At 69.2% G+C, this 15,302-nt stretch carries 13 protein-coding genes; 8 read left to right on the forward strand and 5 right to left on the reverse strand.

The genetic code is table 11. From position 1 onward, the window contains the following. Window positions 1-42 precede the first annotated feature (42 nt). A complete protein-coding gene (locus JOF48_RS01455; protein WP_209676641.1) occupies window positions 43-765 on the reverse strand; it encodes a TetR/AcrR family transcriptional regulator in 723 nt (240 codons plus the stop codon). A gap of 103 nt (window positions 766-868) precedes the next feature. Between JOF48_RS01455 and JOF48_RS01460 the strand changes: the two genes are divergently transcribed. Continuing rightward, the gene (locus JOF48_RS01460) at window positions 869-2,083 is read left to right on the forward strand and encodes a glycosyltransferase (RefSeq protein WP_209676643.1); all 1,215 of its coding nucleotides are present in this window, start codon (window positions 869-871) and stop codon (window positions 2,081-2,083) included. Window positions 2,084-2,201: 118 nt separating this feature from the next. Here JOF48_RS01460 and JOF48_RS01465 read toward each other — a convergent pair whose 3' ends face one another. From JOF48_RS01465 to JOF48_RS01475, 3 genes are all read right to left on the reverse strand, one after another. Continuing rightward, window positions 2,202-2,345 carry a methionine/alanine import family NSS transporter small subunit gene (locus JOF48_RS01465; RefSeq protein WP_209676645.1) on the reverse strand — a complete coding sequence of 48 codons (144 nt, stop codon included), beginning with the start codon at window positions 2,343-2,345 and terminating at the stop codon, window positions 2,202-2,204. Continuing rightward, on the reverse strand, window positions 2,342-3,964 hold the full coding sequence (locus JOF48_RS01470) for a sodium-dependent transporter (protein WP_209676647.1): 1,623 nt from the start codon (window positions 3,962-3,964) through the stop codon (window positions 2,342-2,344). The genes JOF48_RS01465 and JOF48_RS01470 overlap by 4 nt, the downstream gene beginning before the upstream one ends. Window positions 3,965-4,308: 344 nt before the next feature. Next, entirely contained in the window at window positions 4,309-5,685 is a 1,377-nt protein-coding gene (locus JOF48_RS01475) for an NAD(P)H-quinone dehydrogenase (RefSeq protein ID WP_342591320.1), read from the reverse strand. Window positions 5,686-5,823: 138 nt separating this feature from the next. On the opposite strand from JOF48_RS01475, the gene JOF48_RS01480 reads away from it, so the two are divergent. From JOF48_RS01480 to JOF48_RS01490, 3 genes are all read left to right on the forward strand, one after another. Beyond that, the gene (locus tag JOF48_RS01480; protein ID WP_209676650.1) at window positions 5,824-6,645 is read left to right on the forward strand and encodes a purine-nucleoside phosphorylase; all 822 of its coding nucleotides are present in this window, start codon (window positions 5,824-5,826) and stop codon (window positions 6,643-6,645) included. Window positions 6,646-6,726: 81 nt separating this feature from the next. Further along, on the forward strand, window positions 6,727-8,529 hold the full coding sequence (locus JOF48_RS01485) for a phospho-sugar mutase (RefSeq protein ID WP_209683999.1): 1,803 nt from the start codon (window positions 6,727-6,729) through the stop codon (window positions 8,527-8,529). A 13-nt stretch (window positions 8,530-8,542) separates the two neighbouring features. Continuing rightward, complete coding sequence (locus JOF48_RS01490) at window positions 8,543-9,214, forward strand: DnaJ family domain-containing protein (RefSeq protein ID WP_209676652.1); 672 nt, start codon at window positions 8,543-8,545, stop codon at window positions 9,212-9,214. Between the two features lie 19 nt (window positions 9,215-9,233). Here the strand turns inward: JOF48_RS01490 and nirD are convergent, their stop codons facing one another. Next, window positions 9,234-9,605, reverse strand: coding sequence for a nitrite reductase small subunit NirD (gene nirD, locus JOF48_RS01495; protein WP_209676654.1), 372 nt, complete (start codon window positions 9,603-9,605; stop codon window positions 9,234-9,236). 272 nt (window positions 9,606-9,877) lie between these two features. Between nirD and nirB the strand changes: the two genes are divergently transcribed. Genes nirB through deoC form a run of 4 tightly spaced genes read left to right on the forward strand, consistent with a single transcriptional unit; the run spans window position 9,878 to window position 15,223 of the window. Next, on the forward strand, window positions 9,878-12,544 hold the full coding sequence (gene nirB, locus JOF48_RS01500) for a nitrite reductase large subunit NirB (protein ID WP_209676656.1): 2,667 nt from the start codon (window positions 9,878-9,880) through the stop codon (window positions 12,542-12,544). 13 nt (window positions 12,545-12,557) lie between these two features. After that, window positions 12,558-13,328: a uroporphyrinogen-III C-methyltransferase gene (gene cobA / locus JOF48_RS01505; RefSeq protein ID WP_209676658.1), complete on the forward strand. Its 771-nt coding sequence runs from the start codon at window positions 12,558-12,560 to the stop codon at window positions 13,326-13,328. An 8-nt stretch (window positions 13,329-13,336) separates the two neighbouring features. Then, complete coding sequence (locus tag JOF48_RS01510) at window positions 13,337-14,464, forward strand: uroporphyrinogen-III synthase (RefSeq protein ID WP_209676659.1); 1,128 nt, start codon at window positions 13,337-13,339, stop codon at window positions 14,462-14,464. A gap of 54 nt (window positions 14,465-14,518) precedes the next feature. After that, window positions 14,519-15,223 (forward strand): deoxyribose-phosphate aldolase, encoded by a 705-nt coding sequence (deoC, locus tag JOF48_RS01515; RefSeq protein ID WP_209676660.1) that lies wholly within the window; start codon window positions 14,519-14,521, stop codon window positions 15,221-15,223. The last annotated feature ends 79 nt before the right edge of the window (window positions 15,224-15,302 follow it).

Here is a 15,302-nt window from a genome sequence, read left to right on the forward strand (position 1 = left end):
GCCCGCCGGGCCGTCTATTCACAGGTCCTGCCGGCGGTCCGTTCAGGCTTGGCCGGCACCGTTGGCACCGGGAACACCCGCGCCTGCAAGATAGGTGGTCATGATGCCGGTGAACAAATCGTCAGCATTGTGGGGCCCGGGCTGCTCGCCGAGCGCTCCCGCCAACAGCGGGTACTTGCCGGTCTGCACCGCCTCGGACAGGTACTCCGCACGATCTTTTGCGTTCATGGTGGCAGTCCCGTGGCCGGGGCCGTCGGCTGATGCCAGCTCATTTTGCACGAAGGCCGAGGCAATGGCCGTCAGCATGGCCACTGCCTGCAGCTTTGCCGGGCCCGAAAGTTCCGCCGGCTCCAAGGCGGACAGTGCACGTTCCAGATAGCCCAGCGCGTTGGGTCCCATGGAGGGGCGGGCCAGGAGCAGCGGAGCAAGCCACGGGTGGCGGTGCATGATGCACCTCCCCTGCCGCGCCAGGTCCAGCAGCTGGCTTCGTGCAGGTTCAGAGGACGGGGACAGGTCGTATTCGCCGCTGACCCGATCGATCATCAATTCAACAAGCTCGTCATGGGATTTCACATACCTGTACAGCGACGCCGCACCGGCACCAATGCCGGCTGCCACCCGGCGGATGGACACCGCGGCCAGGCCTTCGTCGTCGGCGATGGCGATCGCTGCGGCAACGATCCCGGCGCGCGAGTGTTCCGGTTTCGGTCCGACAGCGGAGCGCTCCGGGCGCCGCCAGACATTAATGGGGTCACGGGGTGGCATGGCTGCCCACCTTTCCTTTGCTCGCTGGGATTTGGTGCTCCACCCATTTCACTATATCTTTAATTGCGAACAGTGATCGCAATCAAGCGGAATGAGGAATGGCATGCGAGTTCTCATGATCAATCCCGGGACCCGGGGAGACGTGGCACCGATGGCGGGGCTTGGCAGCAGGCTTCAAACACTGGGATTCACCGTGGCCATCGCAGCCAATGCCGGCCATGCCCGGCTGGTCACCTCTGCCGGGTGTGAGTACCGGGAACTCCCCGGCGACATGAGCCACCTGGTCAGCCCTGCACCGCCAGGGAAAAGGGCGACGGGCCCGGACCTCCGAAGGTACATGGGTGAACTGGGCGACTACATGGAGCTGGCCGCCACCGGCACGCTCTCCGCAGCAGAGCTTGGCGCCGACGTGATTCTGGCCAATTCGATAGCGCCGTACGCCTACGACGTGGCCGAGGCCCTCGGCATCCCCGCCATCGGCGCCCACCTGCAACCAACCGAAGCGAGCACCGCCTACCCGCCCGTGCTTTTGGGCACTGCCCGCAGCCTGGGCCCGGTCGGCAACAAGCTGCTCGGCTCGCTGATAGCTGCCGGCAAGGCACCCTACGACGCCCCGAGCGCGCGCATCCGCCACACCCTCGGGCTGGACAGGAAGTCCCGCCCAACTGCCGAACGGCAGCGCCGAAAGGCCAACCGACAGGTCCTCCACGGCTTCAGCTCCAGCGTCTTCCCACGCCCGTCGGACTGGCGGTCCGGACTTGCCATGACCGGCTACTGGTGGCCGAAGGCCGATCCGGGCTGGCAGCCGTCCGCCGAGATGCTTGCATTCCTTGCGGACGGACCACCCCCGGTCTTCATCGGTTTCGGCAGCAGCGAAGCAATGGACGCCGAATTCATGCTTGAGACAGTTCGTCGCGCGGGCGTCCGTGCAGTGCTGCAGGGCGTGGCAGGGGTCTCCGAACCGGACGTCCTCAGCATCGGGGATGTTCCCCACGAATGGCTGTTCCCACAGATGGCTGCCGTGGTCCACCACGCCGGGGCGGGGACGGCCGCGGCAGGGCTGCGCGCCGGGGTTCCGACGGTCAGCGTGCCGATATACACGGACCAACCGTTCTGGGCCGCCCGGATCTCGTCCCTCGGCGCCGGCCCGCAGCCGGTTCCCTACAAGGAACTGGGCACCGAACGCCTGGGTGACGTCATCAGGCAGGCCATCACGAGGCCCGAATACGCAGCGAACGCACGCGCGATTGCCATGGCGCTTGCAACGGAAGACGGAACCGCGCCCGTTGCCGCAGCGTTGCGCGCCTCCGGCCGATAACTGCAGGTGCCGGGACCACCTCCGCCCGGGAACAAGACGACGGCGCGCACACCCGGAAGGTGCACACGCCGTTGTCCCACTCCTCGAAAGAAGGGTCCTTCAGTGAGAAGCCCCGCAGCTACAGCTCGTGGGGCATCTCATCGGGGCCCGGGAGCTCGTCTTCGTCCTCGGGGTGGCGGGCCAGGTTCCACATGGCCAGGGCGAGTCCGCCCCAGACGGTGAGCATGGCGATGATCATCATGGTGATTGCTACCGGTGTCATGGCTGCAGCTCCTTGGCGTTGCCGGTGTCCACGGCGTTGTTGTCCACGTCGCCGTCGAGTTTCTCGAGGGCGTTGAATTCTTCGTACTCGGGGTCCTCAAGCTTGGACTTGTCGCTCCAGGGAATCAGGGAAAGCAGCAGGGCGCCCACGATGAGCGCGCCCGCCATGCCCCAGCCAAACACGCCGTTGAACCAGGCCGGGTAGCCCGAGTACTGCTCGGTGGACTTGGTCTGGATTTCGTTGATGAGCATGTAGCCCAGCGCCACGGGAACCACGCCGCCCACCAGGATGCGCCAGATGGTGCCCATCTTGATGGAGGAGGTCAGGTTCAGGTGCTTCTGCAGGCGCGGCAGGCTGCTGAGCCCGGCCGAGACCACAATGACCGTCACCAGGGCACAGGCCAGGATGCCGAACTGGTTCACGAACGCGTCGGAGGTGTCGAGCAGGTGGATGCCGGTCGTCGTCGGGAAGAGGACCAGCGAAATCAGGGCGATGGGAATGGTGACCACCAGGGTGGCGGCCTTGCGGCTCCAGCCCAGCTTGTCCTGGAACGCCGCCACAATGACCTCCAGGATGGAGATCAGCGACGTCAAGCCGGCAAACACCAGGGAGCCGAAGAACAGCACGCCGAGGATGGCGCCGAACGGTGCCTCGGAGACGATGGTCGGGAAGGCCACGAAGGCCAGGCCGATGCCGCCGGAGGCCACCTCGTCCACGGGCTTGCCCGCGGTCACGGACATGAAGCCCAGGGCCGCGAACACGCCGATGCCGGCCAGGATCTCAAAGCCGGAGTTGGCGAAGGCCACCACCATGCCGGAGCCGGTGAGGTCGGTCTTGCGCTTGAGGTAGGAGGAGTAGGTGACCATGATGCCGAAAGCCACGGACAGCGAGAAGAAGATGTGGCCAAACGCGGCCGCCCACACGCCGGGGTTCTGCAGGGATGCCCAGTTCGGGGTGAAGAAGGCGTTCAGGCCCTCCGTGGCGCCGTCCAGGAAGAGCGACTGCACCACGAGGATCACAAACATGACCACCAGCAGCGGCAGGAACACGGCGTTGGCGCGGGAGATGCCCTTGTTCACGCCGGCCACCATGATCACAATGGTCACGATCCACACGGCAAGCATCGGGAAGAACACGCTGGAGACGAAGTCGAAGGAGAGGCCGGCGCCGTCGGCCGCGTGCAGGTATTCGCCGAAGAAGAAGCCCTCGGCGTCGTCGCCCCAGGCCTTGGTCAGGGAGAACCATGCGTACATGGCCGCCCAGGCGATGATCGCGGCATAGTAGACGGCGATCACGAAGCAGATCAGCACCTGCCACCAGCCGAGCGGTTCGGCCGCGCGGTGCAGGCGGCGGTAAGAGAGGGGGGCCGAGCCGCGGAAGCGGTGGCCGATCGAGTAGTCAAGGAACAGCAGCGGGATGCCGGCGCACAGCAGCGCCACCAAGTACGGGATCAGGAAGGCGCCGCCGCCGTTTTCGTAGGCGACGTAGGGGAATCGCCAAATGTTACCCAGGCCGACGGCGGAACCGATGGCCGAGAGTATGAACAGTTTTCGCGAGGAGAAAGTCTCTCGACGGGCCGGGGCGGCTGTTCCGCCACGGCCTGCGGGTGATGATGTCATGCAGGCAACGCTAGCCCATTTGTGATACGCATCTCTTCATTTGGGCCCCAAGGCACGCTGGCGAGGGGCCGCCGTGCGCTGAACGGCCGCCTCCTGCCCCACTGGACGCCATCGCAGCAATGGCTGGATTTTCGCCGACGCCATCGCACCCTGTGCCGGCACCGCACTGCCGCCACAGGAGGGCCAAGGCCGGTGGAAGGTGATCCGGCGGTTGAAACAGCAGTTGATGCGATGCCTGGAATTGAAACAACAGCACATGCGACAAAACCCGCGGATTCATCGCTTGTGCTGCTGTTTCAACCCGAGCAAGCAGGCTCCGGGCCGGAATCCAGCCCTCCAGGACGCTACATGTGGACGTGCAGGCGGCGCGCGGCCTCGGAGATCGAGCCGGACAGCGACGGGTACACGGTGAAGGTGCTGGCGACGTCGTCCACGTGCAGCTTCTGGGTCACTGCCATCGCAATCGGGAAGATCAGCTCGCACGCACCGGCGCCCACCACGACGCCGCCAATGACGGTGCCAGAGCCCTTCCGCGCAATGATCTTGATGAAGCCGTCGTTGACGTTGCGCATCTTGGCCCGGGCGTTGGTCTGCAGCGAGAGCTTGATGACGTCGCCCTGGTACTTGCCGGAGGCCAGGTCCGCCTCGGAGACGCCCACGGAGGCAATTTCCGGGGACGTGAAGATGTTGGAGGAGACCTGGTTGAGCTTGAGCGGGCGCACGCCGTCGCCGCCCAGGTGGGCCACGGCGATCCGGCCCTGCATGGCGGCCACGGAGGCGAGCGCAAACACGCCCGTGCAGTCGCCTGCGGCGTAGACGTTGGGCGCGCTGGTGCGGGAGACGCCGTCGACCTTGATGTGGCCGCTGGGGGTGACCTCAACGCCGGCGGCTTCAAGGCCAATGTCCGTGGTGTTCGGGATGGATCCCACGCAGACCAGGCAGTGCGAGCCGGTGACCTTGGAGCCGTCGCCCAGGGTGACGATCACGCCGTCGTCGGTGCGCTCAACGGCCTCGGCGCGGGACTTGGAGAGCACGCGCAGGCCGCGGCGGGCAAAGACGTCCTCGAGCACGGCGGCGGCGTCGGAGTCCTCGCCGGGGAGCACCTGGTCGCGGCTGGAGATCAGGGTGACCTTGGAGCCCAGGCCGTTGAAGGCGGAGGCGAACTCGGCGCCGGTCACGCCGGAGCCCACCACAATGAGTTCCTCGGGCAGTTCGTCGAGGTCGTAGATCTGGGTCCAGTTGAAGATGCGTTCGCCGTCGGGGCGGGCCGTGGCCAGCTCGCGCGGGTGGGCGCCAACGGAGACCAGGATGGCGTCGGCCTTGATGATCTCGGTGGTTTCGCCTCGGTCCACCTCAATGGTGCGGTTGTCCAGCATCCGCCCGGTGCCGATGATGATCTTCACTCCGACGGCCTCGAGCCCGCGCCGGATGTCGGCCGACTGCTCGCGCGCCAGCCGCAGCACACGCTCGTTGATGAGCTTCAGGTCGGCCTTGATGGCCTGCTTCGGGTTGCCGTCGGCGGCGTTGAAGCTCACGCCCAGCTCGGTGGAGTCAATGCTGCGGTTCATGGCCTCGGCCACGGCAATGAGCGCCTTCGACGGCACCACATCGGTCAGCACGGCCGAGCCGCCCAGCCCCGCACGTTCAACAATGGTCACCTTGGCGCCCATCGACGCGGCCACCATGGCGGCTTCGTAGCCTCCGGGTCCGCCGCCGAGGATCGCAAGGCTGGGAAGGGCAAAGGGCTTGAATACATCTTGATCGCTGGTCACAGTTGTTCATTCTCGCCTATTTGGGCTAGCTCAACCAAGTTGTCCCGCTTTCCCCACCCGCAGGGCACTTGCCGCTATGTTTGTTCCATGAGCCAAACAAACACGTACGACGGCGCCACGCCCGCCGCGCTGGCAGCGGAGGCTGCCGCTTTCCTCGCCACGGCAACGGGCGTGCCCAGCCATGACATCGCCCTGGTCCTCGGTTCCGGCTGGGGCGGTGCGGCGGACCTCATCGGCGAGGTCACCGCCACCGTCAACGCCGCCGACGTCCCCGGCTTCAGCGCGCCCTCCGTGCCCGGGCACGTGGCCACGCTGAGCTCCATCCGCACGCCCGGCGGCAAGAACGTGCTGGTGCTCGGCGCCCGCACCCACTTTTACGAGGGCAAGGGCGTGCGCGCCGTGGCCCACGGCGTCCGCACAGCGGCGGCGGCCGGCGCCAAGACCATGGTGCTGACCAACGGCTGCGGCGGCCTGAACCCGGACTGGACGCCCGGCACCCCGGTGCTGATCAGCGACCACATCAACCTCACGGCCACCTCCCCGCTCGAGGGCGCAACCTTCGTGGACCTGACGGACCTCTACTCCTCGCGCCTGCGCACCCTGGCCCGCGAGGTGGACCCCACCCTTGACGAGGGCGTGTATGCCCAGTTCACCGGCCCGCACTACGAAACCCCCGCCGAGGTGCAGTACGCCAAGCGCATCGGCGCCGACCTGGTGGGCATGTCCACGGCACTGGAGGCCATCGCGGCGCGCGCGGCCGGCATGGAGGTGTTTGGCATCTCCCTGGTCACCAACCTGGCCGCCGGCATCAGCCCCGAGCCGCTCTCGCACGAGGAAGTCCTGGCCGCCGGGGCCGCCGCGGGCCCGCGAATTTCGGCGCTTCTGGCACAGATCATCGCCAGGCTCTAGGGCCAGACGCCGCACTGCGGTTACATTTGGGGTGTGAGACACGCACACGAGAACCCCAACGAGTCCGCCGCAGCACTCGAAATGGAAGCGCTGGCGGACGCCGCCCGCGAGTGGGCCGGGCATGACCCCGACCCCGCCACCGCCGCCGCGCTGCAGGCCCTGGCCGCAGATCCCGGCGCCGCCGACGAGCTTGCCGACGCCTTTGCCGGCAACCTCCAGTTCGGCACTGCCGGGCTGCGGGCGGCCATGGGCCCGGGCCCCAACCGGATGAACCGCGTGGTGGTCCGCCGTGCCGCCGCCGGGGTCGCCGCGCACCTGCTCGCCCTGGCGGCGGGGCAGCCTGCCTCCGCCCAGATCCACGACGCCGGACCCCCCTCCCAGCCGGAGCCCGCCTACCGGCCGCGCGCCGTGGTGGGGTTTGACGCGCGACACAACTCGGCCGACTTTGCCCGCGAGACCGCGGCCATCTTTACGGCCGCCGGGATCGAGACCTTCCTGCTGCCGGCGCCGCTGCCCACCCCCGTCCTCGCCTACGCCGTGCGCGCCCTGGAGTGCGAGGCCGGCATCATGGTGACGGCCAGCCACAACCCCGCACAGGACAACGGCTACAAGGTCTACCTCGGCGGCCGCGCCGTGGCGCTGGAGGCCCGGGGCGTGCAGATCGTGGCACCCCACGACGCCCAAATCGCCGCACAGATCGAGACCGCCGCCAACACGCCGGGCTTCGGGGACACCTCCGGCATTGCCATGGCCCAGGACGGCTGGACCGTCCCCGGCCCGGAGCTGCTGGAGGGCTACAAGCAGGCCGTGGCCTCGCTCGCCGACGCCACCGCGTTCCCGGCCAGGGAACTGCGGATCGTCCACACGTCCATGCACGGCGTGGGCAATGACACCGCCCTGGACGTGCTGCGCTCCGCCGGCTTCACGGACATCCACGCCGTGGACCAGCAGGCGCAGCCGGACCCTGAATTTCCCACGGTCGCCTTCCCCAACCCCGAGGAGCACGGCGCCATGGACATGGCCTTCGCCCTCGCGCAGGAGGTGGGCGCGGACATCGTGCTGGCCAACGACCCCGACGCCGACCGGGTCGCCGTCGGCGTCCTGGACCCCGTCGACGGGCAGTGGCACCAGCTCCACGGCGACCAGGTGGGGGCGCTGCTCGGCGCCCACCTCGTGGCCCGCGGCGGCCGGGCGCAGCTTGCCGCACCGCAGGCCGGAGCCGGCCCTGACGCCGTCCCTGTTTTTGCCAACTCCATCGTGTCCTCGCGCCTGCTGGCCAAGATTGCAGAGGCTGCCGGATACCCGCACGTGCGCACATTGACCGGATTCAAGTGGATCTCACGGGTGCCGGGCCTGGCCTACGGCTACGAGGAGGCGCTGGGCTACTGCGTCGCGCCGGACCTGGTCCGCGACAAGGACGGCATCTCGGCCGCCCTGCTCGTGGCCGAGATGGCGGCGGCACTGAAGACTGTGGACCGGACCCTGCTGGACGTCCTGGACGACCTCGCCCTGGCCCACGGCCTGCACGCCAGCACGCAGGTCAGCATCCGGGTCGAGGACCCGGCCGGCATCAGGGACATGATGGCCGGTCTGCGCGGGCAGCCGCCGGCGGCACTCAACGGCTCCGCCGTCACCAAGTTCACCGACCTCAGCGAGGGTTCGCCCGATCTGCCGGCAACGGACGGGCTGGCATACCTGAGCGAGGACGGCACCCGGGTGATTGTGCGCCCCAGCGGCACAGAGCCCAAGCTCAAGTGCTACCTGGAGGTGGTGGTCCCCGTATCCGGGCCGGAGCACCTCGCCGGGGCACAGGAAGAAGCGCAAGCTGCCTTGGCCGCCGTCGTGCATGACATGAAGGCCGCGCTGGGGCTGGAAGACCACTGAAGGGGTGGGTGTGATGGGCAGGGGCAAGCCGGAGCGGGCGTTCCACGACCAGGCGCTGGAGGCGGCCCGGTACCGTGATGCCAAGGAGGCATCGCACACCCCGGTCCCGGCGGACGACTATGCGCAGGCCACGGGCCGGACGTTTGGCGGCGGCTCCGCGCAGGATGCCGAGCCGCGGCGCTTCCATGAGGACGATGAGGTGTGGGAGGTCGCCAACAGCGCGATTGATGCCGCGATGGCCCGCGGGGACTTCGACAACCTGGCGTATGCGGGCAAGCCGATTCCGGGGCTGGGCGGCACCGACGATCCCGACTGGTGGGTCAAGGGGCTGCTGCAGCGGGAGCAGGTCAGCGGGCTCGGACCCCCGGCGCTGCTGCTGCGCAAGGAGGACGCCGAGATGGACGCCACCCTGGACGCCGCCGGCTCCGAGGCGCGCGTGCGGGAGCTGCTGGCCGATTTCAACGCCAGGATCATCGAGGCCCGCCGGCAACTGCTGGGCGGGCCGCCGGTCGTGACCGCGCTGCGGGACATCGACGCCGAGGTGGCGGCCTGGCGCGGCCGGGCTGCCGAGCGCCGGGAAGCGGCCCAGGCTGCAGAGGCCGCTGCCGCGGCAGCGCAAAAGTCTGCGGATTCCGGCAGTGCCAAACACCGGGGTTTCCTGGGCCGGCTGCTCCGGGGCCGCTAGCGCGGACGGGCGGCCAGGACTACAGGGCCACCTCAACGGCGCCGTCCACGACCCGGACCGGGTAGGTGCCCAGGCGCAGCCCGGCATCGCCGAAGCACTCCCCCGTTGCCAGGCTGTACACCTCCTTGTGCAGCGGCGAGGCGATGGTGTGCGTGCTCCCGCGGGAGCCGACCAGGCCCCGCGCCATGACGTGGGCGCTCGTGGCGGGATCGGCGTGGGAGACGGCAAAGACGTTCTCCGGCCCCACACGGAACATGGCCAGCTGCTGCCCATTGACCAGGGCCGCCTCTCCCCAGGAATCCTCGAGGTCGCTGAGCCGGCAGACCGGGAACCACTGTGCTGCGGCGCGTGAGGGGCCGGTGGCGGCCGGCAATTCCATAACGATGCTCATGATGATCCTTCTCCTTGTGGTGCGGACGTGGGACGGAGCCGGACAGCTGAAGGCCCGGCAACGTAGAAACCACACTAGGGTCGCCATGTTTCACCCGGCCTGCCTCCATGTGACAGCCACGTAAATGCCGTGTCACCGCATCCCCGCCGCCCCCGGATAGGCGGACGTTAAATGCCTGTTACACGGGCGACACCCCGGCGCAATGCCGCCTTCCTAGCATGGAATGGACACGCCGGTGCAGGCACCAGGCCACCCGGGGAAAGGCCACACCCATGAAACAGCAGGGCACGCAGGAACCCGCAGCAGGGACCGCACGGGAAACAGCAACGGCAGCCGGGGACGGCGTCCGCAGGGTCGTCGTTGTGGGCGGCGGCCCCGCCGCCCACCGCTTCACCGAGGCCATGCACTCCCGCGGCATGTCCGGCTGGCACATCACGGTGCTCACCGAGGAAGCCCACACGCCGTACGACCGCGTGGCGCTGAGCCGGGCACTGACCGACGTCGACACGGACCTCACCCTGGGCGATCCCGCACTCTGGGAGCACGGCTCCGTGCACCTGGTCCGCGGCGCCAAGGTTGTGGCGATCGACCCGGACCGCAGAACAGTCCACACCTCGGCCGGCGGCGAAGCGGCACACCACCCCTATGACGAACTCGTGCTCGCCACCGGCTCCGACGCCGTCCGGCTGGGCATTCCCGGCGCCGAGCACCTCCACGTCTACCGCACCCTTGAGGACGTGCGGGCCCTGAACGCCGAGGTGGCGCGCCTGGGCGAAAAGCTCGGCCGCACCGTCAACACGGCCGTCATCGGCGGCGGACTCCTCGGCCTCGAAGCCGCCGCCGGCCTCATCACGCTCGGCGCCGCGTCGGTCGTCATCAACGGCGGCCCGTGGCTCATGAACACCCAGCTCGACGAGGGCGCCGGCCAGGCACTGGGCCGGCTGGTCGCGGCGAAGGGCATGAGCGCCACCGCGGGCGTGTTCCCGGAAGCAGTCCAGGCGGACGACGCCGGACAGGTCACCGGCGTCCTGATGGCCGACGGGGCGGTGGTGCCCGCCGACCTGGTGGTGGCCGCCGTGGGCGTGCGGCCCCGCGACGAACTGGCCCGGGCCGGCGACGGCACCGCCCGCCACGGCTTTGAGCTGGGCCCGCGCGGCGGCGTCGTCATCACCGAGCACTGCGCCACCTCCGTCCCCGGCGTCTGGGCCATCGGCGAGGTGGCCAGCTTCGGCGGCATGTGCCTGGGCCTTGTCGCCCCGGCCAACACCATGGCGGAGATCGTGGCGGACCGGCTGCACGGCGGCGCGGCCGCGTTCACGGGCTTTGACACGGCCACCAAGCTCAAGCTCTCCGGCGTGGACGTGGCCAGCTTCGGCGACGCCTTTGCCCGCACGGAGGACAGCCTGGAGGTGGTCTACGCCGACCCCGCCCGCGGCGTGTACCAAAAGATCGTCACGAGCCCGGACGCCAAGACCCTGCTCGGCGGGATCTTTGTCGGCGACGCCGCCCCCTACACGAGCCTGCGCCCGCTGCTGGGCCGGGAGCTGCCGGCCGAACCCGGGGCGTTTCTCTCGGCGGCCGGCGGGGGCGAGGCACCCGCCGTCGAGCTTCCCGACGACGCCATCCTCTGCTCCTGCAACAACGTCACGGCCGGGACCATCCGCGACGCCGTCAACGGCTGCGGCAGCTGCCAGGGCCAGGACCCGGTGCAGGACCTGCCGGGGCTGAAGGCGTGCACGCGGGCCGGCACCCAATGCGGTTCCTGCGTGCCGCTGTTGAAGAAACTCATGGAGGGCGAGCTGGCCAAGTCCGGGATCGCGGTCTCCAAGGCCCTGTGCGAGCACTTCGAGATGTCCCGCCCCGAACTGTTTGAGGCGGTCCGGGCCCTGGAACTGGGCAGCTTCGGCGAGATCCTGGCCCGTTTCGGCACCGACGAGACCGCCCGGGCCGGCCGCGGCTGTGACATCTGCAAGCCCACCATCGCCAACATCCTGGCCAGCCAGAACAGCGCCTACGTGCTCGACGCCGGCCGCGGCACACTCCAGGACACAAATGACCGCGCCCTGGCCAACATGCAAAAGGACGGCACCTACTCGGTGGTCCCGCGCATCCCGGGCGGCGAAATCACCCCTGAAAAACTGGCCGTGATCGCCAAGGTGGCGCAGGACTTTGGCCTGTACACGAAAATCACCGGCGGGCAGCGGATCGATTTGTTCGGCGCCCGGCTCGAGCAGCTGCCGGAGATCTGGAAGATCCTCATCGACGCCGGCATGGAGTCGGGGCAGGCGTACGGCAAGTCGCTGCGCACCGTGAAGTCGTGCGTGGGCTCGGCCTGGTGCCGCTTCGGGGTGCAGGACTCGGTGGCCATGGCCGTGGGCCTGGAGCTGCGGTACCGGGGGCTGCGCAGCCCGCACAAGATCAAGCTCGGCGTCTCCGGCTGCGCACGCGAATGCGCCGAGGCGCGCGGCAAGGACGTGGGCGTCATCGCCACCGCGGACGGCTGGAACCTGTACGTCGGCGGCAACGGAGGTGCCACCCCGGCCCACGCCCAGCTGCTCGCGAAGGACCTCGACGACGCCACGCTCATCAGCTACATCGACCGCTACCTGATGTACTACATCCGCACCGCCGACCGGCTCCAGCGCACGGCCCGCTGGCAGGAGGAGCTCGACGGCGGGCTGGCCCACCTCGTGGATGTGGTGGTCAACGACTCACTCGGCATCGCCGCGGAGCTCGAGGCGGCCATGGCCCAGCACGTGGACAACTACGAGGACGAATGGGCCGCCACCCTCGCGGACCCTGAACGGCTGCGCCGCTTCCGGCCCTTCGTCAACGCCCCGGTGCCGGGGTCCGCCGAGCCAGGTGCGGCGGAATCCGCCGGCCCGGTCCTCATCGCCACCGAGATCCCCGTCCGCAGCGCCGCCGCGGACAACAACTGAGAGGCAGGCACCCATGGCACGCACACGGCGCACGGGCCGCATCACCCTCGTAGGCGGCGGCCCCGGCCCTGCAGACCTCCTCACCGTCCGGGCCTCGAACGCGCTGGCGGCGGCCGACGTCGTCTACTTCGACCGGCTGGGGCCCACGGAAGACCTGGCGCGGCTGGCCCCCCTGGCCACGTTTGTGGACGTCGGCAAGACGCCGGGGCACCACAAGATGGCGCAGGAGGAGATCACCGCACGCATGATCGACGGCGCCAAAACAGGCCTGCACGTGGTGCGGCTCAAGGGCGGGGATCCGTTTGTCTTTGGCCGCGGCGGGGAGGAAATGTCCGCCGCGGTGGCAGCCGGCATCCCCGTCACCGTGGTGCCGGGGGTCTCCAGCGCCACGGCGGTGCCGGGCGCCGCGGGCATCCCCGTCACGCACCGCGGCACCAGCCACCTGTTCACCGTGGTCTCCGGGCATGCCCCGCTCACGGAGCGTGAATACCGGCACCTTGCAGGGCTCGGCGGCACGATCGTGGTGCTCATGGGCGTGGGCACCCTGCCGTCGCTGGTGGCGGGGCTGCGCCGGGCCGGATTGCCAAATGTTACGCCGGTGGCGGTCGTGGAGCGCGGTTTCAGCCATGCGCAGCGCACGGTCACCGCCACCCTCGGTAGCATTGTCAACGCCGCCACTTCCTGCCGGAACCCGGCGGTCATCGTGATCGGGGACGTCGTGGCCCTGGCCCCCGCGCTGGCGGCCGCCAACCTCCCCACGAACGCCAGTTTGCAAACAGCTTGAAGGAGCCCATGAGCGAGACCGCAGAAAACCTCCCCGCCGCGCCGCTGCGCGGATTCCGGATCGGCGTGACCGCGCACCGCCGGGCGGGCGACCTCATCGAGGCGCTGGAACGGCGCGGCGCCCAGGTGCTGCACGCGCCGGCCTTGAAGATCGCCCCCATGGAGGATGAGCAGGTCCTGCACGCAGAGACGGCGGACGTGGTTGCCGCGGCACCGGACATTGTCATGGTCACCACCGCGTATGGGATGCGCCGCTGGTGTGAAAGCGCCGACGCGGCCGGGCAGGGCGAGCAGCTGCTAGCCGCCCTGGCGAACGCCGCCATCTACGTCCGCGGCCCCAAGGCGCGCGGCGCCGTCCGGGCGGCCGGCCTGGACGACGTCGGCATCAGCGCCGACGAGACCACCGCAACACTCACCAGCTTGGTCATTGCCGACGGCGTCCGGGGCAAGACCGTGGCCGTGCAGGTCCACGGCTTCACGGACGTCGCCGCGCTGGACAGGCTTCGCGCCGCGGGAGCCACCGTGCTGACGGTGACCCCCTACCGCTGGGTCAGCGCCGAGGAGGGGAACAGGCTGGGCCAGCTCATCGACGGCGTCATCAACCGCGAGCTGGACGTCGTCACCTTCACCAGCGCCCCCGCCGTGGACGCCGTCCTCAGCACGGCAGCACAGCTGGGCCGGTCTGAGGACTTCCTGGCGGCACTGCGCGGGACCGGCCCGGGCACGGTGGTCAGTGCCGCCGTCGGGCCTGTCACGGCGGCTCCTCTCCTTCAGGCCGGCATCACGCCCCTGGTACCTGAGCGGTTCCGCATGGGGGCGCTCATCCGGCTCGTCTGCGAGCACTTGGAGCAGACCGGCGTGCTTCGGGCTGAAAGCCGGGGGTCCACGCTGGAGGTGCGCGGACAGTCGCTGAGCGTCGACGGCCAACCCGTCCAGCTGGCCCCCGCTCCCCTGCAGCTGCTGAAGCTGCTCATGGCTGCCGGCGGCGGGGTGCTTTCCCACGCCGAGTTGGCGTCCGGGCCCGACGCCCCGGACGCCGACCACGCCCTGCACATGGCGGTCAGCCGGCTGAGGGCAGCCCTGCCGGACCCCTCCATTGTGGAAACCGTCGTCAAGCGGGGCTATCGCCTGCGGTGAGCGTTCCTGTGACACCATGGAGGCAACACATCCTCACGTGGAAAGGTTCACACCATGAGCAGCAACAGCCCCTTCGCGGCAGATCCCGCCAACGGTCTGGCCGGCTACATCGACCACACCCTGCTGGCACCCGAGGCCAGCCACGCCGACATCCTGCGCCTGTGCGCCGAGGCGGCCGAGCACCACTTCAAGTCCGTCTGCGTGAACCCCGTCTGGGTGGAGACCGCCAAGAAGGCGCTGCTGGGCACCGGCGTGCTGACCTGCACCGTTGTCGGCTTCCCGCTGGGCACCCACAACACCGACGTCAAGGTCTTCGAGGCCCGCGGCGCCACCATGGACGGCGCCGACGAGGTCGACATGGTCATCAACATCGCCTCCGCCCGCGCCCTGGACCGCGAAGCCCTGGTCAACGACATCTCCGCCGTGGCCGAGGTTGTCCACGCCGAGGAGTCCATCCTGAAGGTCATCATCGAAACGTCCCTGCTCAGCGACGACGAGAAGGTCCTCGCCTGCCAGGCCGCGGTCGAGGCCGGCGCGGACTTCGTCAAGACCTCCACCGGCTTCAACGGCGGCGGCGCAACGGCCCAGGATGTGGCCCTCATGCGCCAGACGGTCGGTCCGGACATCGGAGTGAAGGCCTCCGGCGGGGTGCGCACGCGTGAAAAGGCGGAGGAAATGATCGCAGCCGGTGCCACCCGCATCGGCACCAGTTCCGGCATTGCCATCGTCACCGGCGGCGCGGGCACGTCTTCGTACTAATCCATACTAAGATCGAGGGAAAGATCATCGCTCCGGCCTGCCCGGTGCAACCACTTATGCTCCCCCACATGGGGTCAGG

The sequence above is a fragment of the Arthrobacter stackebrandtii genome (assembly GCF_017876675.1).
GTDB classification, from domain to species: Bacteria; Actinomycetota; Actinomycetes; order Actinomycetales; family Micrococcaceae; genus Specibacter; species Specibacter stackebrandtii.

What these genes read in the sequence shown, in the direction of transcription:
- JOF48_RS01455 (WP_209676641.1), bottom strand. Translation starts at nt 765, where the DNA reads ATGCCACCCCGTGACCCCATTAATGTCTGGCGGCGCCCGGAGCGCTCC.
- JOF48_RS01460 (WP_209676643.1), top strand. Translation starts at nt 869, where the DNA reads ATGCGAGTTCTCATGATCAATCCCGGGACCCGGGGAGACGTGGCACCG.
- JOF48_RS01465 (WP_209676645.1), bottom strand. Translation starts at nt 2,345, where the DNA reads ATGACACCGGTAGCAATCACCATGATGATCATCGCCATGCTCACCGTC.
- JOF48_RS01470 (WP_209676647.1), bottom strand. Translation starts at nt 3,964, where the DNA reads ATGACATCATCACCCGCAGGCCGTGGCGGAACAGCCGCCCCGGCCCGT.
- JOF48_RS01480 (WP_209676650.1), top strand. Translation starts at nt 5,824, where the DNA reads ATGAGCCAAACAAACACGTACGACGGCGCCACGCCCGCCGCGCTGGCA.
- JOF48_RS01485 (WP_209683999.1), top strand. Translation starts at nt 6,727, where the DNA reads ATGGAAGCGCTGGCGGACGCCGCCCGCGAGTGGGCCGGGCATGACCCC.
- JOF48_RS01490 (WP_209676652.1), top strand. Translation starts at nt 8,543, where the DNA reads ATGGGCAGGGGCAAGCCGGAGCGGGCGTTCCACGACCAGGCGCTGGAG.
- nirD (WP_209676654.1), bottom strand. Translation starts at nt 9,605, where the DNA reads ATGAGCATCGTTATGGAATTGCCGGCCGCCACCGGCCCCTCACGCGCC.
- nirB (WP_209676656.1), top strand. Translation starts at nt 9,878, where the DNA reads ATGAAACAGCAGGGCACGCAGGAACCCGCAGCAGGGACCGCACGGGAA.
- cobA (WP_209676658.1), top strand. Translation starts at nt 12,558, where the DNA reads ATGGCACGCACACGGCGCACGGGCCGCATCACCCTCGTAGGCGGCGGC.
- JOF48_RS01510 (WP_209676659.1), top strand. Translation starts at nt 13,337, where the DNA reads ATGAGCGAGACCGCAGAAAACCTCCCCGCCGCGCCGCTGCGCGGATTC.
- deoC (WP_209676660.1), top strand. Translation starts at nt 14,519, where the DNA reads ATGAGCAGCAACAGCCCCTTCGCGGCAGATCCCGCCAACGGTCTGGCC.